Origin of the sequence: Acinetobacter sp. YH12226 (assembly GCF_013417805.1) — a bacterium.
GTDB lineage: Bacteria > Pseudomonadota > Gammaproteobacteria > Pseudomonadales > Moraxellaceae > Acinetobacter.
The window spans coordinates 78,677-99,339 of the sequence record NZ_VPDG01000002.1; the positions used below are offsets into that span (position 1 = coordinate 78,677).

18 protein-coding genes are annotated in these 20,663 nt (G+C 44.2%); 8 read left to right on the forward strand and 10 right to left on the reverse strand.

Annotation, left to right across the window (positions count from 1 at the left end):
* Positions 1 to 89 precede the first annotated feature (89 nt).
* Positions 90 to 2,189 (forward strand): TonB-dependent receptor domain-containing protein, encoded by a 2,100-nt coding sequence (locus FTV08_RS02545; protein ID WP_180086557.1) that lies wholly within the window; start codon positions 90 to 92, stop codon positions 2,187 to 2,189.
* 41 nt (positions 2,190 to 2,230) lie between these two features.
* Here the strand turns inward: FTV08_RS02545 and FTV08_RS02550 are convergent, their stop codons facing one another.
* Both FTV08_RS02550 and FTV08_RS02555 read right to left on the reverse strand, forming a co-directional pair.
* A complete protein-coding gene (locus FTV08_RS02550) occupies positions 2,231 to 3,232 on the reverse strand; it encodes a hypothetical protein (protein WP_180086559.1) in 1,002 nt (333 codons plus the stop codon).
* Between the two features lie 14 nt (positions 3,233 to 3,246).
* Complete coding sequence (locus FTV08_RS02555; protein ID WP_044111633.1) at positions 3,247 to 4,284, reverse strand: alpha/beta fold hydrolase; 1,038 nt, start codon at positions 4,282 to 4,284, stop codon at positions 3,247 to 3,249.
* A 315-nt stretch (positions 4,285 to 4,599) separates the two neighbouring features.
* Here FTV08_RS02555 and FTV08_RS02560 point away from each other — a divergent pair, with 315 nt between their 5' ends.
* Positions 4,600 to 5,214, forward strand: coding sequence for a carbonic anhydrase (locus FTV08_RS02560; RefSeq protein ID WP_004646264.1), 615 nt, complete (start codon positions 4,600 to 4,602; stop codon positions 5,212 to 5,214).
* A 43-nt stretch (positions 5,215 to 5,257) separates the two neighbouring features.
* On the opposite strand, the gene FTV08_RS02565 is transcribed toward FTV08_RS02560, so the two are convergent.
* Complete coding sequence (locus FTV08_RS02565; protein ID WP_005104662.1) at positions 5,258 to 5,887, reverse strand: arylesterase; 630 nt, start codon at positions 5,885 to 5,887, stop codon at positions 5,258 to 5,260.
* A gap of 11 nt (positions 5,888 to 5,898) precedes the next feature.
* Between FTV08_RS02565 and FTV08_RS02570 the strand changes: the two genes are divergently transcribed.
* Positions 5,899 to 6,624 (forward strand): ABC transporter ATP-binding protein, encoded by a 726-nt coding sequence (locus FTV08_RS02570; RefSeq protein ID WP_180086561.1) that lies wholly within the window; start codon positions 5,899 to 5,901, stop codon positions 6,622 to 6,624.
* Between the two features lies 1 nt (position 6,625).
* Complete coding sequence (locus tag FTV08_RS02575) at positions 6,626 to 9,118, forward strand: ABC transporter permease (protein ID WP_180086563.1); 2,493 nt, start codon at positions 6,626 to 6,628, stop codon at positions 9,116 to 9,118.
* A gap of 34 nt (positions 9,119 to 9,152) precedes the next feature.
* On the opposite strand, the gene FTV08_RS02580 is transcribed toward FTV08_RS02575, so the two are convergent.
* Positions 9,153 to 9,971 carry a rhomboid family intramembrane serine protease gene (locus FTV08_RS02580; RefSeq protein WP_005262372.1) on the reverse strand — a complete coding sequence of 273 codons (819 nt, stop codon included), beginning with the start codon at positions 9,969 to 9,971 and terminating at the stop codon, positions 9,153 to 9,155.
* Positions 9,972 to 10,048: 77 nt separating this feature from the next.
* On the opposite strand from FTV08_RS02580, the gene mtgA reads away from it, so the two are divergent.
* Both mtgA and ppk1 read left to right on the forward strand, forming a co-directional pair.
* Positions 10,049 to 10,723, forward strand: coding sequence for a monofunctional biosynthetic peptidoglycan transglycosylase (gene mtgA / locus FTV08_RS02585; protein ID WP_004279409.1), 675 nt, complete (start codon positions 10,049 to 10,051; stop codon positions 10,721 to 10,723).
* Positions 10,724 to 10,834: 111 nt separating this feature from the next.
* Positions 10,835 to 12,916, forward strand: a complete 2,082-nt coding sequence (gene ppk1 / locus FTV08_RS02590) for a polyphosphate kinase 1 (RefSeq protein WP_180086565.1) — start codon at positions 10,835 to 10,837, stop codon at positions 12,914 to 12,916.
* Positions 12,917 to 12,973: 57 nt separating this feature from the next.
* Here ppk1 and FTV08_RS02595 read toward each other — a convergent pair whose 3' ends face one another.
* The 5 genes from FTV08_RS02595 to rubA all read right to left on the reverse strand — a co-directional run bounded on the left by FTV08_RS02595 (position 12,974) and on the right by rubA (position 17,102).
* Entirely contained in the window at positions 12,974 to 13,567 is a 594-nt protein-coding gene (locus FTV08_RS02595; RefSeq protein WP_121979927.1) for a response regulator transcription factor, read from the reverse strand.
* Positions 13,568 to 13,749: 182 nt separating this feature from the next.
* Positions 13,750 to 14,658, reverse strand: a complete 909-nt coding sequence (gene oxyR / locus FTV08_RS02600) for a LysR family transcriptional regulator OxyR (RefSeq protein WP_004279412.1) — start codon at positions 14,656 to 14,658, stop codon at positions 13,750 to 13,752.
* Positions 14,659 to 14,671: 13 nt separating this feature from the next.
* Positions 14,672 to 15,610, reverse strand: coding sequence for an esterase EstB (gene estB / locus FTV08_RS02605; RefSeq protein ID WP_218947139.1), 939 nt, complete (start codon positions 15,608 to 15,610; stop codon positions 14,672 to 14,674).
* A gap of 57 nt (positions 15,611 to 15,667) precedes the next feature.
* Positions 15,668 to 16,846, reverse strand: coding sequence for a rubredoxin reductase RubB (rubB, locus tag FTV08_RS02610; RefSeq protein WP_180086744.1), 1,179 nt, complete (start codon positions 16,844 to 16,846; stop codon positions 15,668 to 15,670).
* A 91-nt stretch (positions 16,847 to 16,937) separates the two neighbouring features.
* Entirely contained in the window at positions 16,938 to 17,102 is a 165-nt protein-coding gene (gene rubA / locus FTV08_RS02615; protein ID WP_004646274.1) for a rubredoxin RubA, read from the reverse strand.
* Positions 17,103 to 17,589: 487 nt separating this feature from the next.
* On the opposite strand from rubA, the gene FTV08_RS02620 reads away from it, so the two are divergent.
* The gene (locus FTV08_RS02620; RefSeq protein ID WP_005262359.1) at positions 17,590 to 18,132 is read left to right on the forward strand and encodes an adenine phosphoribosyltransferase; all 543 of its coding nucleotides are present in this window, start codon (positions 17,590 to 17,592) and stop codon (positions 18,130 to 18,132) included.
* Between the two features lie 44 nt (positions 18,133 to 18,176).
* Here FTV08_RS02620 and FTV08_RS02625 read toward each other — a convergent pair whose 3' ends face one another.
* Positions 18,177 to 18,671 carry a YqiA/YcfP family alpha/beta fold hydrolase gene (locus FTV08_RS02625; protein WP_004279417.1) on the reverse strand — a complete coding sequence of 165 codons (495 nt, stop codon included), beginning with the start codon at positions 18,669 to 18,671 and terminating at the stop codon, positions 18,177 to 18,179.
* A 388-nt stretch (positions 18,672 to 19,059) separates the two neighbouring features.
* Here FTV08_RS02625 and lysS point away from each other — a divergent pair, with 388 nt between their 5' ends.
* The gene (gene lysS / locus FTV08_RS02630; RefSeq protein WP_180086567.1) at positions 19,060 to 20,589 is read left to right on the forward strand and encodes a lysine--tRNA ligase; all 1,530 of its coding nucleotides are present in this window, start codon (positions 19,060 to 19,062) and stop codon (positions 20,587 to 20,589) included.
* The last annotated feature ends 74 nt before the right edge of the window (positions 20,590 to 20,663 follow it).

The following is a 20,663-nucleotide window of genomic DNA, read 5'->3' on the forward strand; positions in this document are numbered from 1 at the left end:
ATCAATATTAGTTGCATTAAATTGAAAAGATGTTACACTTCGCAACCGAATAAACATGATCTCTTCATAAATATTGGGGCGCACAAGGTATGAATAAGCCATTCTTAAAAAGAACTTTAGCTTTTGCCGTATTCACAGCAATGACTGTTTCAGTACAAGCACAAGATCAAGTTACTGAAGAAAAAGAAGGCGTATTGCAATCTGAGACGACCAAGTTACAAACGATTGTGGTGACTGCGAGTGGGCAGGCAGTGGATGTTAAATCTGCGCCAGCTTCAATTAGTGTCATTACTGCCGAAGAAATTCAAAAACAACCTGTTTCAAGCTTGGCAGATATTTTAAAACGTGTACCTGGGGTAACAGGGGGGCTTAGTTCAAATGGTGCTGGCTCAAAAATTCAATTACGTGGCATGCCTGAAAATTACACACTTATCTTAATTGATGGAAAACGTGTAGGTTCGTCCAGAGATACCAATTATCGTGCAAACTTGGGTCATCAAGATCTAAACTGGGTGAGACCAGAAATGATTGAACGCATTGAGGTCGTACGTGGGCCAATGTCTTCTTTATATGGCTCTGATGCGATGGGTGGAGTGATCAATATCATTACCAAAAAAATCCCTTCAGAATGGGGAGGGTCTTTTACCTTAAACCATACCGTGCCGACCACATCTTCTGATTTGGGCCGAACGATCCAATCAGGACTAGTCGGATATGGCCCTTTAACCGATACGCTAGGTATGCGTGCCACAGTCGGGATCACTGAACAGGAAGCGGATCAAGGCTATCAAATTTCTGATCGTAATATTCCTGGAATGGCGGGAAGTAAGGCAACAGGACAATCGGGTAGTCGTGATCAAAATGCGAATTTAAAATTTGATTATACGCCGAATGATATTCATAGCCTGTCTTTAGAACTGGGCTATGGGTTACAGCAAGACAACCCGTCTACCACATCACAGGTGGTGGATGGCCAAGAACAGGCCGTATTATCTTGGGGCCCGTCAGAGTTAGAACATCGTTCAATTTCCTTGTCACATGATGCCAAGTGGGCTTTTGGTGATTCAAAAATTACTGCTTACTATAATGATTATGATCAAAGTCAGGTGACAGAGACGGGGCCGACCACACAAAAATCCAAGGAAAGCATTGTAGAGGGTAATCTCAATATTCCGTTTCAGTTAGGTGTTGAGCATATCGCTACAGTGGGAGGCCAATGGAAATCAGAAGAGTTGATCAATACACGTAATATTGGGCTTTCTATTCCAAGTTATGATGGACATGAATATGGTTCAGAGCTAGAAGGAGATACTTGGGCGCTGTTTATTGAAGATAAAATTATTTTTAATGATCAAGTGCATTTAACACTGGGGAACCGTTTTGATCATCACGATAAATTTGGTACACATAATAGTCCTCGTGCTTATCTGGTGCTGCAACCAAATGAAGCATTGACCGTCAAAGGCGGTGTTGCTCAGGGATTTAGAGCACCTTCATTAAAAGAGAATACTGCAGGTGCCGCGACTCGTTCAGGGGGGAATGGATGTACATCACTTAAGCCTTTGGGTTATGTGTCGGGCGGATGTTATATGGCTGGTAATGCAAACTTGCAGCCTGAAGAAAGTACTAACTATGAAATTGGATTTAATTTTGCTCAAAATGACTTTGATCTCGGTTTAACCTATTTTCACACAGATTTTAAAAATAAAATTGAATATCGTGCTTTAGGCGAAATTAATGGTGTGTGGTGGACACAATATCAAAATGCTGAAAAAGCGCGTGTACGAGGCTTGGAAGCAAGTGTAGCATTACCACTTTTAGATAGTTTGAGCTGGAAAACCAATGCAACCTATTATTTTGATTCAAAAAATTTAGTGACAGGCAAAAATCTCTCAACGATTCCAGAGTTGTCAGTTTATAGTGCACTCAACTGGACACCCACTGATCCACTTTCCTTGGAACTTGCAGCACAATATACCGGTGAGCAATATACAGCAAGTGCTGAAGATACAGTGGTGATGCAAAAGCCACATACCGTATTTAATCTGTCTGCAAATTATGAAGTGAATGATCAAGTCACTGTTCGAGCCGGATTAAATAATTTATTTGATAAAAAACTGTCAAATGCTTCAAATGATTATTATCTGGATCGTCAGCAAGTATTTGCCGGATTAACCTATAATTTCTAATCTAAGCAGATAAAAAAGCCGCTATAAAGCGGCTTTTTTATTTAAATTTTAAGGATTTTTAAAGTATCTTCATGATAATAAAATTGTTCCAGATATTTGCGTGCACGTTCAAGTAAATGACCCTGTGAAACCATCTGCTGGATTACCGGACTGAGCAGTTGCTGCAATTCATTCTGAATTAGCGCTTCATCAATATTCAAATCACGTAATAATTGATCAAAAGTATGTTCCTGATTGCGGACATACCAAGTATGAATTCCGTCATGCACTTGCTGCTGTAAATAATCTGTCTGATGTATGTGATCCCAGATGTCATGACCTAAGCCGACCGTCTGATTCAGGTCCTGCAGCTCAATATAATTCTTCAAGACCGATACAGGCATATCTTTGATTTTATGCCAGAGATTGGCCTGAAAATGATAGAGTTTCTCGTCGTCAAAATGCTGGTTCAGTACATGCTCACTCATCTGGCTCAGTTTCAGGATATTCTTTTGCAGATAACGTGCAATGGTGCTATCGAGGTTGGTATCGGTGACATTTTCCAGTACCGATTTGCCCATTTTCATAAAGCGGGAAACCCCGGGTACGCTTTTGGCAATCATGGAGTTATCCAGATAATCCTGAATGGAATGCTGGATCAATTGGGTAATCATGGCGGAAAATGCCGGATTATTCACTATGGTTTTAATCAGACGCTGCCGATGGCCACTTTTGCTGGCCACATACTGGGCGATCTTGTCTATGGTCAGTACTGGAATCAGATCAGCAATCGTGGTGGTGTCATTGGCCGGATGCACCAGGGCAAAACGGATATGCTCGGCAATCTGTTCAATCAGAAAGCTGCTGGCAGCAGTACCGAGAATCTGTTTTTGTAAAAGCTGATTGATCAGTTCACAGCTCCACAGCTCTTTTAGCGTCTGTTTACGCAACCACAAATAAAATGCATGAAACTCGCTTTGAATCGTTTCAGATTGAGAAAATGCCTGATCGAGAAAATCAAGTTGAGCATCGATCAACTGCTCAATCATCGGGTGTTTCTGCATAGCATCTCTGAAACTTAATTTAAAGGAATGAGTTTATCAGCAAGCGGGTTTTTTAGGGTCTGCGTCTTGGCCAGAAAAGGCAAATAATGTTGTGCAACCTGTTTTTCTGCTTCAAGAATCGGCATATGCCCGACATTATTTAAAATCACTGGTTTCTCGGCACGTTTCAGCAGGGCATGTAGTTCTTTGACTACTTCGACATTAATGATCCGATCCTGTCTGCCCCATAAAATCAAGGTGGGTGCTTCTACCGTGCGGGTCAGGCGGGCAAAGGTTTCCGGTGTATAAATCCGATTTAGCATCACCACCTGATCAATCGATTTGCTGGTTTGTTCAGCGCGTGAAATCAACAGTTTTTCCTGTGCATGCCGTAACTGATAAGGAATCACTGGCGGATTCTGCATCAGCTGTTTGGAAACATCTTGCAGATCACCGGGTTTGCTGACGATCAGGTCTTTTAAGGCTTGAGGATCTTTGGTATAGGGAGTATTCCCCATTTTGTAAAGACCAGCACTATTGATTAAAAAAAGACTTTGCGTATCGAAAGGATATTGTGAAGCATACACCGTAGCAATCGATCCACCCAGAGAGTGGCCGGCAATGTGTAAATTTTCGTCCACATTTAAGGTTTCAAGGAACAAACGCAGTTGAGAGGTCACATTGGGCACAGAAACATCAAAATTGTCCGGAACTTTGGTGTCGCCGTTGCTTGGCAGATCCGGAATAATGACATGATAATAGGGCGTCAGAAACTGGGCGACCCGGTTCCAGTTGTCGCGCGTGCCGGCCAGACCATGAATCAGTAGAATGGATGGTTTGTTCTTGGCACCGCCTTCGCTATAACTCCAGGTGACCTCGCCAATTTTGAGGGTCTTGGATTTGAGACCGGCAAGGCTGCGTTCTTGCAACAGATGCTGCTGCAAGACTTTGGCAGATGTTTCATTTTTCTGGCTAAACAGTATTTGAGCATGTGTCAGGCCCGGTAATGCCATGCTTAAGGCAACTACGGCTGAACAAATCATTTTCGAGCGCAATTTTATTATTTTCTTCATTGGCCATTCCCCAAAACAAACCCAGTGAGCAAATTGCTCAATCAAAATACTTCCATGTTATAAATTTGCAATTTTCATTCAAATAAAAACATTATTCTTCATTCTATTTTAAATCAATCTTTGCGCTTGTCACCCATTAGTTTTTTGCTAGATTGCATTAAATGACTGGAAAATGTGATGTATTACGCATAAATTCCCTGCAGAAATGAAATTAGATAAATGCTAAAAATTTAATCAGCTAAGATTTTTTGCAAGTGACATTCAAAAAAACTGGCAGTAAGATATTGCAACTAAAACCATCGGTGATAGAAAAGAATGCTCACAGCTCAAGAAGCTTTAGAACGTCTTAGACAGGGTAACCAACGTTTTGTCAGTGGCGATACCACGCATCCAAAACAACTTAGCCACCAACAGCGCGCAGAAATGGCAGAGGATCAGAATCCGTTTGCGATTGTCTTGGGATGTTCAGATTCGCGCGTTCCAGCCGAAATGGTTTTTGATCAGGGTCTCGGCGATCTTTTTGTGATTCGTGTTGCAGGTAATATTGTTGCACCCTCACAGGTCGGCAGTGTTGAATTTGCCGCGGCACGTTATGATTGCGCGATTGTGGTGGTGTTAGGTCACAGTCACTGTGGTGCGATTAAAGCGACTATTGATACCTTGATGTGTCCAGATTGCCCCCCATCGGCAAACCTGATGTCGATTGTGAACCGCGTACGTCCTTCAGTTGAAACTTTAATGCAAACTGAACTGAAAAATGACTTGGCAAAATTGTCCAAGCATGCAGTACGTTCCAACGTATTTGCTTCGGTGAATCAGTTGCGTCACGGTTCAGCCGTTCTGGAAAACCTGATTGGACAAGGAAAACTAAAAGTCGTGGGTGCTGAATATTCACTGGAAACTGGTGAAGTGACATTCTTCGATTTCTAATCACGATTCATCTAAATATATTCTAAAATAAGTTAAAGGCGCTTTATAAAGCGCCTTTAATGTATGGATAAGCATTATTTAACAGGATTGTCTGTGCTTTAGCATTTGGATGAATCAGATCCTTTTGCATCAATGTTTTATTACCGGCGACACCCTGCATAAAGAAGGGCAATAACTTCACCTTATATTGCTGACTCACCACTTTATAATTATTTTCAAAAGCCTTGCTATAGGCCTGCCCGTAATTAGGCGGCATTTTTATGCCAAAGACGATGACCTTGGCCTTGGCTTTCTGGCTCTGCTGAATCAGGCTGGCTAAATTTTTTTGAATCATTTGCGGTGGTTGTCCACGTAAGCCATCATTGCCACCTAACTCAATCACCACAAGGTCTGGACGATGCGTCTGCAGCAATTTTGGCAGTCTGGCCAGTGCTCCGCTGGTGGTTTCACCGCTGACACTTGCATTGACCACTTTATGCTGTTTCGGATACTGTTGCTCTAAACGCTTTTGTAATAAATGTACCCAACCCTGCTGGGGCTGGATACCATAACCTGCACTTAAACTATCACCTAAAATCATAATCGTCTTTGCTGAAACCCCAAGAGGTAACAGGCACAGACTGAGCAAAAAAAAGTAAGGCAATAGCCGAGTTTTCTGATTAAGATCTTTCATATAGGACACGTATGATTCAAAGCAGCAACGATTCGACCATCATGCCACAGGCTATTATTTCTGCCCAGAAATTGACACAAAAGATACAACTTTCACAAAAACAGCTCACCATTTTTGAGGATCTTGATCTGGATATTCAGGCCGGAGAACAAGTGGCTATTACCGGTCGTTCCGGTTCCGGAAAATCCACATTACTGGGTATTCTGGCGACACTGGATCAGGCAAGTTCAGGTCAGCTTCTGGTCTGTGGCGAATCAGTGTCTAACTTGAATGAAGAACAACGTGCGCTGGTACGTTTAAGAAATATCGGATTTGTCTTTCAGTCTTTTCAGCTCTTACCGCACCTGACTGCACTTGAAAATGTAATGCTGCCACTGCGCCTGCAGCCCGGCTTTAAATATGCAGAAGCTGAGCAAAAGGCGTTGGCATTACTACATAAGGTCGGTCTGGATCGACAGGCGCAGCAAACCCCAAAAGTATTGTCCGGGGGAGAACAGCAACGTGTAGCCATCGCTCGTGCACTGGTCAGTGAACCAAAAATCATTTTTGCCGATGAACCTACAGGCAATCTCGATGGTGAAACGGCCAGAGAAATTGAACAACTACTCTTTCAACTAAACCAGGAACTGGGGACGACTTTGGTGCTGGTCACGCATGATCGCAAACTGGCACAGCAGTGTCAGCGGCATTTTGAACTGCTGAATAGCGAGCTGATTGAACATCCGAGTGGAGGATGAAATGAATCCATTATTTCGTCCTTTACTGACGCAAAGCTTTAAAACCACCGGGATTTATCTGCTGATTATTGCCTTAACACTGGCGATCAGTGCGACTACTGCACTCAAGTTTAGTAACGAGCAGATCCAAAATGCAGTCGCCTTGCAGGCAGCAGAAATGTTGGCTGGTGATCTGGTGCTTTCAGATAATGAGCCGTTGCCAGAGCAGTGGCGTGATCAGGCCAAGCAGCTGGATTTAAAGCAGTCAGAAGTCACTTTCTTTAGCAGTATGGCCTATACCGATGCGCAGTTTGTCATGGTCAATGTCAAAGCCATTGATCAGGCTTTTCCTTTGCGTGGCGAACTGCGGGTGCAACCGGCAAAAAAGTCGATTCAGTCTGGTGAAATCTGGCTCAGTCCACGAGCCATGGATTTGCTCAAAGTCAAATTGGGGGATCAGCTCAATATTGCCGATGCAGCATTCAAAGTCACCGCCAAGATTGAACAGGACTCCAATCAGGAGCTTGGATTTTCCGGATTTTCACCAACGGTGATTATCTCCCAGGCGGATGTGTCACGAACTAATGCCATTCAGGTAGGGAGCCGGATTGAATATCGCTTACTCATGGCTGGCCGTCCGGATGATACCCAACAATATGAAGCCCTGTTCAAGCAGCAGGTCAAGTCAGCAAACGGCTCGGCTGAAACGCCAGCGGAAGTACAAGGGCAGGAGTTTGAGGAGCAAAGCAGTCTCAGGTTACGCAATGCCAGTGAAGGCAATACCCGCTTGATGAAGCCAATCGCCAATCTGGACACTTTCCTGCAACTGGCCAATATTCTGACCATTCTATTATGCGGGATTGCTATAGCCTTAACCGCGCAGCGCTATGTGCAGCAGAATCAGGATCATATTGCCTTGATGCGTTGTATCGGTGCTACCAAGAAACAGATTCTGTCAGCTTATCTGGCTTTACTCGGGATGGTGCTGTTGATTGCGATGCTAATTGGTACCGTGGTCGGGATCAGTCTGGGTTATGGACTGTTGCAATTGATGTTGCAGCTGATTCCGAATTTGCAGATTGAGTTTTCCGCTATCGCAATGTTGCTAGGACCATTGCCGGTCGCGATGCTGACCAGTGCCGTGGTGCTGCTCGGTTTTGTCATGCCAAGCTTGTTGCAACTGCTGAATACGCCGCCAATTCGGGTGATTCGCCAGCAGGAAAAATCAGTACAATCCATGCTGTGGATGCTGCTGACCGGAACGCTCAGCCTGATTATCTTTAGTGTGATTTTGACTGAAAACTTGCTGCTGACCGCCTGGGTGATTGGCGCGATTATTGTATTATGTGCAGTGCTGTATCTGACGGTATGGGGGGTGTTGAAACTGCTACGTAATATGAAGCTGAATCTGTCAGCCTATGTGCGCACACCATCTCAGACCGCCTTGCAGATTACGGCTTTAGCCTTGGGCTTGAGCCTGATTACAGTATTGGCAGTCTTGCGTACTGATCTGCTGGATCGCTGGCAGCAACAGTTACCGGAAGGTACGCCGAACCAGTTTGTTTATGGTTTACCGCCTTTTGATATGCCAGACCTGAAAGCTCAACTTGAGCAGCATGGCTGGAAAAGCACACCGCTATATCCAAATGTCCGTGGGCGTCTGGTCGCCAAAAATGATCAGCCATTTGCCGAAGAGTTGGTTAAAAGTAGCAATACTTTAAGACGTGAGCTGAATCTGACCCAGTCAAACCGCTATCCTCAGGATAATGTGATTGTCAGTGGTGACGCGGTATTAAAACAAGTCGGCACCGTATCGGTCGAAGCCAATACTGCTGAAGAGTTAGGGATCAAGATTGGAGATAAACTCAGTTTCAGCCTGCCGGAAGGGATACTGGAAGCTAAAGTCGTTAATCTAAGAACCGTCGAATGGGAAAGTTTTAGTCCCAACTTTTTCTTTATCTTTGCACCCAATACCATGGATGCCAATGCCGGCAGTTATCTGGGCAGTTTTTATGTCCCGGAGGTAGATAAGGGCAAACTGGTGTCTGTGATCCAGCAATTTTCCAACACGGTGTTTATTGATGTCAGCCTGATTCTGGAAGAGATCAAACGCATTGTGAATGTGCTAGTGCAAATCGTGACCATTCTGGCAGTACTGGTCAGCATTTCCGGTTTTCTGGTACTGATGGCCTGTCTGAACCTGTTGATGGATGAGCGCAAACGTGAAGTGGCTTTGCTTCGATCATTCGGTAGTTCCAAGCAGAAACTGAAAACCATGATGAGTCTGGAAATTGGTTTTATTGGGCTGTTTGCCGGAATAGTTTCCTGCCTGTTTGCCGAAGTGATCAGTGCGATTGCCAGTTATAAAATGGATTTAATGATTCAGCCGCATTGGGAAATCTGGATTATCTTGCCGATCTTTATGACCACTTTATGTGCGCTGATTGGCCGTTATCGCCTGAGTTATCTGTCAGAGATTCCACCCTTACAAAGCTTGCGTGAGATGAATCAATAAGATTCATCTCCGTGATTTTTAAACTGGCTGAGAGTTAAAGTTTTAGTTGCTGTTGCATCATTTCCAGAATCTCTTGCCACAGTGGGCGAATGGGTTCGAGTAAGGCCAAGTTATGTTGATAAAGCAGCACACAAAGGCCGAACCCGACAATCAAGGCAATCAGATTGAACAGGTGGCTACGCTGCATTTTTTGCCCGATGTACCAGAGCAAGGTGAGAAAAGCCCCCATCAGCATGCCGCCAATATGTGCGGCATTGTTGATTCCACTGATCATAAAGCCCAGCGCGAGGTTTAGACCCATCACCATCACCAGGGTTTTTTTATCCAGAATAAAACGTTGCTGTGGCAGCATTGGCAATAAAGCCAGCACCGTGAGTGAAGCACCGAGTCCCATCACGGCACCAGATGCGCCGGCACTGACCGCAGGCAATAAATCGGGATTGGCCACACCGCCTTCGATCAGGCTATAGCTGTCCTGAATGTTCATATAGCCACTGAGCAGGCTGCCCATTAATCCGGCACACACATACAGGCCAATAAAATACATCCGGCCAAACAGCTGTTCGGCAACACTACCAAAAATATACAAGGCCCACATATTCAACATCAGGTGAATCAGGCCAAAATGAAAAAACATGCTGCTAAACAAGCGCATGGGTTCCGCTAAATAGGTTAAAGGTGCATAATCGGCACCCCAGAGAATAGCGTCTCGGGTACTCGGCTGGCTAACATCCATGCCATGCATGGCTTGCCAGCCAAATAATCCAACATTGATCCCGATTAAAATGGCGGTGATCCACCAGAGATGCATTTCAAGTTTGCGATGTTCGACAGGGGGAGAGTATTCAGACATGCTATTTTTTTGCTGTGATTGTATATTTCGAATAAGCTTAACACGAAAAATTAAATTTTCAGGAGTAACGCACTGACATGAAAGCCTTTCTGATCCGCACGATGCTCGTCATCGTCAGTGTGATTCTGCTGGTTCAATTGTGGATCTTTGCCAGTCTGGCCTGGTGGCGAACCAATCCGGTGAACACCACCATGATGATGCGGATTGATTACTGGACAGAACCTTCCAAAGCGATTCAGCATCAATGGCGTCCCTATGACGAAATCAGCCTGAATCTGAAACGTGCCATCGTCACTGCGGAAGATGGAAAATTTATTCATCACCATGGTTTTGACTGGGACGGAATTCAAACTGCGCTGAATAAAAACAGAAATCAGGGCCGTGTAGTGGCCGGTGGTTCGACAATCTCCCAGCAATTGGCGAAAAACCTGTTCCTCGTCAACAAGCGTTCCTTTGTGCGTAAAGGTCAGGAAGCAGTCGCGACCTGGATGATGGAACGCATGTGGTCGAAAGAACGAATTCTGGAAGTCTATTTAAACTCGATCGAGTTCGGGGATAATATCTACGGCGTTGAAGCAGCGGCCAAACATTATTTCGGTAAAACCGCACAAAGCCTGACCCGCGATCAAGCCATCTTTCTGGCTGCCATTTTGACCAATCCGAAATATTTCCAGGATCATCGCAATTCCTCTGCATTAAATGCTCGTAAGCGGATGATTCAGCGCTATATGCGTTATGCAGAATTACCTTAATTGATGATTTGAAGAGAAAGCCCAATTATTTGGGCTTTTTTTATGAAATTGTCATCAATTTGAAGCATACTTGGAGCGATAAGCACAATTTTAAATCCGCATAGGTTTGATATGAATACGGCAGCCAGCACAACTTCAGCACAGCCCGAATATACATATAATGATCGTTATATTAATCGTGAACTGTCTATCCTAGACTTCCATTTACGTGTCCTGGAACAGGCTGTCGATCCTTTACATCCATTGCTCGAACGCATGAATTTCCTGTTGATTTTCTCGCGTAATCTGGACGAGTTTTTTGAAATCCGGGTCGCAGGAATGATGGAACAGCTGGATCTGGACAATGAAAGCCGGAGTCCGGATGGCTTGACTCCAAAGCAGGTTTTAGAACAGATTTCTAAAACGGCGCATGCCGCCATTGAACGTCAATACCGTATTTTAAATGAAGAAATTTTGCCAAAATTGCGTGAGGAAGATATTTGCTTCTTGCGCCGTGGTGAATTGACCCCAGCACAATCTGCCTGGGTCAAAAAATATTTTCAGGAGCAGGTGGCTCCCGTCCTCACGCCAATCAGCCTAGACCCAGCGCATCCATTCCCGCGACTGGTGAATAAATCACTGAACTTTATTGTCACGCTGGAAGGGAAAGATGCCTTTGGCCGTCAGATTGATCTGGCTGTGGTACCTGCACCGCGTTCACTGCCACGCGTGGTGCGTTTACCGGATGAACTGACCGATGGAAAAGAACATCATGTGATGCTGTCGGCGATTATTCATGAGCATGTGTCTGATCTGTTCCCGGGGATGACGGCGACTGGCTGTTATCAGTTCCGTGTCACTCGAAATGCCGATTTGGCCTTGAATGAAGATGTCGAAGATCTGGCCAAGGCGCTCAAAGGCGAGCTCAGTTCACGCCGTTTTGGTCGTGCGGTACGTCTCGAAGTGACAGAAAATTGTCCGCAGCATATTTATGAATATCTGCTGAATGAATTTGATCTGGACGACGAGCAGCTTTATAAAGTTGCTGGCCCGGTCAATCTGGCACGTTTGCTGTCTAACTTTAAGCGTCCACATTTACGTTATGACTCGCATACGCCGATCATTCCCAAAGTACTGAAAAAATCTGAAAATATTTTTAGTGCGATGCAGAAGCAGGATATTTTGCTGCATCATCCCTTTGAATCTTTTGCGCCGGTGATTTCATTATTACGTGAAGCGGCACGCGATCCGCAAGTGCTGGCGATCAAGCAGACCTTATACCGTAGTGGGCCAGATTCTGAAATTGTCCAGGTGCTGGCTGAAGCTGCTCGTAATGGCAAGGAAGTCACCGCAGTCATTGAATTGCGTGCGCGTTTCGATGAGGAATCCAATATTGAAGTCGCCAATGTACTGCAAGAAGCGGGTGCGGTCGTGGTCTACGGCATTGTTGGTTACAAGACTCACGCCAAGATGATTCTGGTGGTGCGCCGGGAAAATAACAAACTGATGCGCTATGTGCATCTGGGTACCGGTAATTATCATGCCGGCAATGCACGAATCTATACCGATTATGGTCTATTAACGACAGATAAAGATCTGTGTGAAGATGTGCATCGTATTTTCCAGGAATTGACCGGTATGGGGAAAATGGCCAAGCTGAAAAAGCTGCTACATGCGCCATTTACCTTGCATGCCCAGTTACTTAACTATATCGATAATGAAATTGCCTATGCTCAAGCAGGGAAACCGGCGCAGATTATTGTCAAAGTCAATGCACTGACCGAAATGCAATTGATTAACAAACTCTATGAGGCTTCTCAGGCCGGGGTACAGATTGACCTGATTATCCGCTCAATTTGCAGTTTGCGTCCGGGGTTGCCGGGTCTGTCGGAAAATATCCGGGTGCGTTCAATTGTCGGGCGTTTCCTGGAACATACCCGCGTGTATTATTTCAGCAATAATGGCAATTCACGTATTTACTGTTCAAGTGCAGACTGGATGGATCGTAACCTGTTTAATCGGGTCGAGGCCTGTTTCCCGGTCGAAGATGAAGCCTTGAAAAAACGCATCTATCAACAAGGTCTGTTGAATTACTTGAAAGACAATCAGCAATCCTGGTTATTGCAAGGTGATGGTACTTGGCTGCGGGCACAGCCCAAAGAAGGTGAAAAACCGCATAATGCACAACGTATTCTGTTAGAGCTGTTTAAATAAGTTTAAGTATGTAAAGAGGCTGAATATTCAGCCTCTTTTTTATTCCGAACATAGAATTTAACTGTTCAAGCTGAGTTTAACCAGTTTTCGATAGATGTGTTTGACCCGACTATACATCTGATAGTCCTTCATCTGGAGCTGATCTTGTCGTTCAGCTTGCGATTGATGTTGACTCAATAATTTTAATAACTGCAATTCAGCGAGGTTAAGACAGGTTTTAGCAATGGGCTGGTGCAGGATATAGTCTGCCAGTTCAGTATGAATGTAGGCTCCGCCGCGTAAGACAATTTTTAGACTCTCAGCGAACTGCGGTAATGAATCATGATGCTGCATATAGCTATCTGCTCCGGATAATAAAGCAGAATAGATGAGTGCTATGGCATCCGTATTGAATATGGCAATAACAGGTGTATCTGAGCTTTGCTGTTTCAGCTGATGAATCAAACTGATCTCTGAAGTTGTTGCTGCATGATAAAGAATCAGATTAGGCAGATGTTCAGTAATCATGGATTGTGCGGACAGCATATTGTCCGCATACAGCAGCATATCTGGCTGATAGCCGAGTTGCTGTAGCACGGTCTGGATTTTTGACAGGTCGAGTCCAGTCGGTGAACGAATCACTAAAACCGGTGCAGGCAAAAGGCTAGCCAATAAAACGCGATCCTGTAGATGCGATAGAGAGCTATACTGTGAATCAGGCAGATGCAAATGCCTATCCCAAAGAATAGTGATTTAGCTGAAATGTAGAGATTCTAAGTTTCTAGGCGGACTGGATGCATTCAATTCAAGATATAAAAAAGGAGCAACATGTGCTCCTTTTTATTATCTATAGATCAGGCAGCATCGTGCTGAGTGATTTTCTGGAAAATCTGTAATAGCACATCAAACTCGCTTTGCAGCGGTGTGCTTTTACGGGTTACCAATGCCAGGGTACGACTTGGGGCTGAATCGATCGCTTTTACCTGAATCTCAGGATTGCCTTTAATCATATTGGTATGGATCGCAATTTCAGGCAGCAGGGTAAAGCCCAGATTTGCAGACACCATTTCGATTAAAGTCGGCAGTGAGCTGGCTTTTAAACGGTGATCATTTTTACGCTCACCAATCGGGCAGGCACTCAAGGCATGATCACGCAGGCAATGACCTTCTTCAAGTAACATCAGGCGAGACAGATCCAGATCTTCTAAAGAGTTTGCTTGTGCAGCATGCTGATCAGATTTTTGGTAAACCAGATACAGATTCTCTTTGGCAATTTCAGCAACTTTCAGACCACGGGTGTCGAAAGGCAATGCCAAAGCCACCATATCCAGGTTGCCATGTTCCAGCTTTTCTACAATCTTTTCACTTTGCGCTTCATGCAGATGCAACTGGATTTTTGGTAATTGCTTATGCACTTCATCCAGCAGCTGGGACAATAGGAAAGGTGCAATTGTTGGAATGACGCCGAGATGTAGATCACCGGTTAAAGGTTCACTCATCTCACGACTTAAACGCATTAGGTCCTGAGCATCGGCCAGTAGAACACGTGCGCGTGCAACCACTTGTTCACCAAGAGGCGTTAAACGAACATTCTGGCGGTCGCGTTCAACAAGTACGCCACCGAGTAAACGCTCCAGCTCCATGATGCCGCCAGACAAGGTTGACTGGGTGACAAAGGAGCGGCGAGCAGCTTCTGTAAAGTGTAGCGTCTCTGACAGTGTTACGAGGTATGACAGCTGTCTTAGGGATGGTAATGCAGCCATAGTGTCCTAATGTTTATGATTTAAAATGATCAGCAAATAATTCGCTAAGATATGGAATAAAATGCGGTGGGATATCATGCCCCATTCCATCAATTAATTCAAATTTAGCCCCTGAAATTGCTTTCGCAACGGCCTTGCCATGGCTAGGAGGCAGCAATCGATCTCGAGAACCATGGACCACCAGGGTTTCTTGTTTGATTTGCTTGTCCAGTTGCAGCAATGAGCCTGTACATAATATTGCTAAAAACTGTTGAAGTACACCAGCAGGATAGTAACTTCGCTTATATAATTTACGGGCGGTCTGCACCGCTTCCAGATGATTGACATAACCTGGTGAGCCGATGATCTTAAACAGTTTCAAACTATGATCAACAATGCCATCTTCATCTGTTGAAGCCGGTTTGTCAATCAAACTAAAGAGTTGCTTGGGAAAGGGTGGTGGTAACATCGGCTGGTTATTGCTGGTAAACAGTAAGCCCAGTTTTTTGACTTTGTCCGGATAACGCGCGGCCAGAATCTGGGCAATCATACCGCCCATCGAAGCACCCAGCACATAGACTTGTTCCAGCTGCATTTTTTCAATCAACAGACTGACATCTTCAGCCATATCGTAAAGATCATAAGGTGCACCCTGATTACCCAGACCCAGTACAAAACGGCTCATCATTTTCAGGGTATTCAGGCGTGGACCTTTGTGATGGACTTTTGAAGACAGGCCAATATCACGATTATCGAAACGGACGATATGATAACCATTGTCAATCAGTGACTTACAGAAAAAGTCAGGCCAGTACAGCATTTGCCCACCCAAACCCATAATCAGCAAAATGGTGGGATGTTGCGGATTTCCGCCAACCTCGACATGTAGCTGGATCCCATTGCCAAGATCGGCCTTGGTTTCATGCATGAACGAGGTATAGGGGGAAAGATTAAACTGTGCTGCGCTGTACATGGTCGCTGTCCTAATTAAAGGATATTTCGTTTAAAAAATATCCTTGCTATTAAACATCTAAACCGCAGCAGGAATCAAGTCAGGAACCTGCTTGGTCAAGGTCAGACGCTGTTTGCCTGCAGTGGCCCCTAAAAGCACAAAACCGCGTAAGGTGCCGTTAGCATCGAACGCTTTAGCCAGCATGCCATCATCGAACTCTTCAGTTTCCCAAGTCACTTCAACATCGATGGGTGCGGGCAGGACGGTTAAAGGTGCAGCAGGCGTTTTAACTGCTACTGGCATAGCCGGATAATGCACGGCAGTATGTTCGCCATTTAAGGTTTTTGCCAAAGCGCGGGCTTGTTGCATGATCGGCATGACATAAGGCAATAAAGTGCCATTGACCTCAGCACAGTCGCCCACCGCATAGATATCGGCTTGGTTGGTTTCCAGTTGTGCAGTGGTTAACACTCCGCGACTAGTATGTACATCTGCCTGTTTCGCCAAAGAAATATTCGGCTGTAAGCCCACCGCAGATAACACTACATCAGCGACCAAAGAATGACCGTTGGCCAGCGTGACCAGATAATCACCATTGTCCGCACGAGAGACTTTTTCGACTGTTGTGCCCAAGACAAAGTGAATGCCGGTTTCTTCAAGATTCTTCTGGAATGCAGTAGCAACATGTTCTGGCAATAAGCGGCCAAGTGGCTGAGGGGCTAAATCAATGACTGTAACCTGATGATCGGTATTTTGTAGGTCGTTGGCAAATTCACAGCCAATCAGGCCTGCACCTAAAATTACTACACGTTTGTCTTCACGTGCTGCCAGATTGTTACGGAAAGCTTTATAGTCACTCAAATTGTTGACGACATGAATGTCATCGCTGGCATCACCGGCAATCGCCAGACGTACTGGATTGGCACCGATGGCTAATACCAGTTTGCTATAATGTTGCGTACTTTCCTGACCATCTTTTTCCAGAACCAGCTGATGATCTTCCGGATGAATGGCTTTGACCCAGGTATGCTGTTCAATGCGCATATTCAGCTGTGCTGACATTTTAGCCGCATCGCCTAGTGGAATTTGTTCAGGCGCTTTATTGCCAGCCAAAGCATTGGAGAGCGTCGGTTTGGCGTAATTGACCGCATCATCCGCACAGATCATCAGCAATTCATGTTCTGGATTGAGTTTACGAAATTCACGTGCTACGGCATAACCCGCCATACCTGAACCAATAATGACGATAGGATGCATAGTCGTTTCCATATGGTAGAGCTCCATGCTGTATAAATGATTGAAAGGCATAAAAAAAGACCATATGGATATGGCCTTTAACTGGACGTGATTAGACTTCGATCATTTCGAAATCAATTTTAGACACGCCGCAATCTGGACAGGTCCAGTCATCTGGGATATCTTCCCATTTGGTGCCTGCCACGATCCCGTCTTGAGGCCAACCTTCTGCCTCGTCATAAATCCATCCACATACGATGCATTGAAACTTTCTCATGTAACTCTCCAAAACTGAGCAACTGTAGGCGTCAGCTTAAAATCCATAAAAGGCAAGACTCTAAAAGAATATGACTTTTTAACAGTGAACATATTTGGCTAAATTTTTACGCAGTTCTATTCATAAAGTAAAGTGAATAAAAGCTTAATCAGCGAAATTAGCAGCAGAATAGACGACACATTCCTCATTTATCTAAAAATCACGCCAATCAGCTTTTCTGGCGTAGGCGGTTAAAGGATAAAAAGCTGACGATGGCAAAAATGAGTGTTTATCTTGTGGGATAGACCAAAGTCGTGCAGTAAAAACTTGAGTTTTTAGGTAATTTAAAATCAGTAAAGTCCGGATTAAATTTTTTTAAAATAAATCAATATAATAAAATCAATATCTTATAATTAAATTCCGAGTTTTTATTAGGCAGCTTGGCTTGTCCGTTCTATTCAAATAGGTTTAAAATTCCCATATTCCTTTTCTTTTTTTAAGATCTCCCATGAGCAATTTGTCTACTTCTTTGTGGTCTCACATTCGTACGGTCCAAGATTTTCCAAAACCAGGAATTTGCTTCTTTGATTTGACCCCACTTTTCATGGGCAATATTGGTCCATTGACTGACGCTTTGATTGCAAGCATTCCTGCTGACAAACTGGCAGAAGTAGAAAGCTTTATTGCGGTTGAAGCGCGTGGTTTTGTGTTGGCAAGCTTGTTGGCACAACGTACAGGCAAAGGTTTATTGTTGGTGCGTAAAGCAGGTAAATTGCCGCCTCCAGTGGTCGGTGTGGGTTATAGCCTGGAATATGGTATAGATCGTTTAGAAATGTCTGCGGAAGTTCAGTCCCAGAAAGTAATTATTGTGGATGATGTTCTGGCAAGTGGCGGAACCTTAAAAGCAGTGAATGAACTGGCTCAAAAATGTCAACATGAAGTACTTGGTGCAAGTATCTTCCTTGATCTTCCTGACCTGCATGCTGAATTAGGCCTGGATATCTGGTCAGTATTGGATGACAAATCTCAGCCTGAAGCGGCAGTTGCTTAAGTCATAATTTTTTGTAAAAAAAGCCCCGAAATTGTGGGGCTTTTTTATTGCCTGATAAAATGATCTTCGATTTCCTGAATCAGCGTATTAATTTGCTCAGGATGTTCCAGACGATGATGGCCGCCATCAACTGCCTGAATTTGCATATAGTCTTCAAGTTGTGTCTGAACCGCATGCATATCCAGAATTTCATCGCCCAGCTCCAGATAGGCAAACTGAGGAATATCATGCTGTAAATCATGATGCCCAATCGGCGGATAATCATCGCGGAAGTTAGGCTGCAAAATGGGATTGGCCACTACACATGGAATTTGATATGCTTGTGACATTTTCAGTGCCCAATAACCGCCAAGACTGTGGCCGACCAGAATATCCGGTTTGATGGTTTCAATCATCTCATGATAAAACTCGGTGACCGAACTATAACTCAGATTTCGATAATCGACATCGATACAGTATTTATGTACCACATCAATGGCATGGAACTTGGTGGATTCTCTGGAGGAATCTAAGCCATGTAAAAACAAAATCTTAGACATAGTTCATTACTCATTTTTATGGGACATGCCATATTGGTTATTTGTTGATTGGCACATCATCTTCAATCTGAGCGTCATTGTAGAACGTCTGGGTGTACAAGGCAGTTAGCTATTGGTCTAAGCCACAATTTTGCAGTGCAATGATTTTGTATAACTCCTGTCTGATTTAAACTTTAATCCCAACTGAGAGCAGCTGGGTGCTGCAAAAGGTTGAAGAAAGGGAATTTAAAAGAGTGACAGATGGGTTGAACCGAATGGTGTAAATAGCAAGATAGTGGATTTTTCCAAAGAAAAGCCGGTTCCTGAGAGTCTTTACGCTACGATTTGAGAAGGATTTCTGCTATTCTATGCAACTTCTATTTTTTAACTAATCTTATTCGAGGCAGAGATGACGCAAACTAACGCTCAATCGACTTCTGAACAAATCATTTCCGAAAACGATTTAATTGCACAGCGTCATGCCAAGTTAAAGCAAATCGAAGCTCAGACAAAAGAAACAGGTAAGAGCCCATGGCCGAATACCTTTAAGCGTGAGCATTATGCCCAAGATTTACAAGACCAGTTCGCTGATAAATCTAAAGAAGAAATTGAAGCAGGCGAAAAGGTCTACGTCAAAGTTGCCGGTCGAGTGATGTTGAACCGTGGTTCATTTATCGTGATCCAGGACATGACAGGTCGTATCCAGCTGTATGTGGCGCGTAAAGAACTTCCAGAAGATGTACTTGCTACCATTAAAGGTCTGGACCTTGGCGATATCATTGCAGTCGAAGGTTATATCGGTCGTTCGGGTAAAGGCGATTTGTATGTACATATCGAACATTTTGAATTACTGACCAAATCATTGCGTCCACTTCCAGACAAGTTCCATGGTCTGAACGATACTGAAGTGAAGTATCGTAAACGTTATCTTGACCTGATCGTTAACGAAGAAACACGTAAAACTTTTGAGATTCGTGCCAAAGTCGTAGCGGGTATCCGTGCCTTCCTGACTGAAAAGCGCTATATGGAAGTTGAAACGCCAATGATGCATGTGATTCCAGGCGGTGCATCGGCACGTCCTTTCGAAACACATCACAATGCATTGGACATGTCATTGTTCTTGCGTATTGCGCCAGAGCTTTACTTAAAGCGTTTGGTAGTCGGCGGTTTTGAACGTGTGTTTGAAATTAACCGTAACTTCCGTAACGAAGGTGTCTCTACGCGTCATAACCCTGAATTCACCATGATTGAATTCTACCAGGCGTATGCAGATTACAAAGACTTGATGGAATTGACCGAGCAAATGCTGGAGCGTCTGGCGATTGATATCTTGGGTACGACTGACGTACCTTATGGTGATGAAGTGTATAGCTTCAAAGGTCCATTCAAGAAAATTTCAATGTTTGATGCGATTCTGGAAAATAACCTGCAATTTACTCCTGAAAATGTCAATGACCGTGAGTTCTTGGCAAAATTCCTTCAGGAAGAATTGAAAGAGCAAGTGAAGCCAGGTTTTGGTCTGGGCAAACTGCAAACCATGGTATTTGAAGAAACCGTGGAAACCAAATTGCGTCAGCCGACGTTCATTACTGAATATCCAGCGGAGACTTCTCCATTGGCACGCCGTAATGATCACAATCCACACATTACCGACCGTTTTGAATTCTTCATCGGTGGTCGTGAATTGGCCAATGGCTTCTCGGAATTGAATGATCCAATCGATCAGGCTGAACGTTTCCAAGCACAGGTCGCTGAAAAAGATGCTGGTGATGATGAAGCTATGCATTACGATGCAGACTTTGTAGAAGCACTGGAATACGGTCTTCCTCCAACAGCAGGTGAGGGTATTGGTATTGATCGTCTAGTGATGATCTTTGCCAATGCAGCAAGTATCCGCGATGTGATCTTGTTCCCGCATATGCGTCATAAAAATGCTTAAATGCTGAATTCGAAAAACCCGCTCTGGCGGGTTTTTTTATGCTTGAAATAAAATAGATTCAAAAATTAAAGACA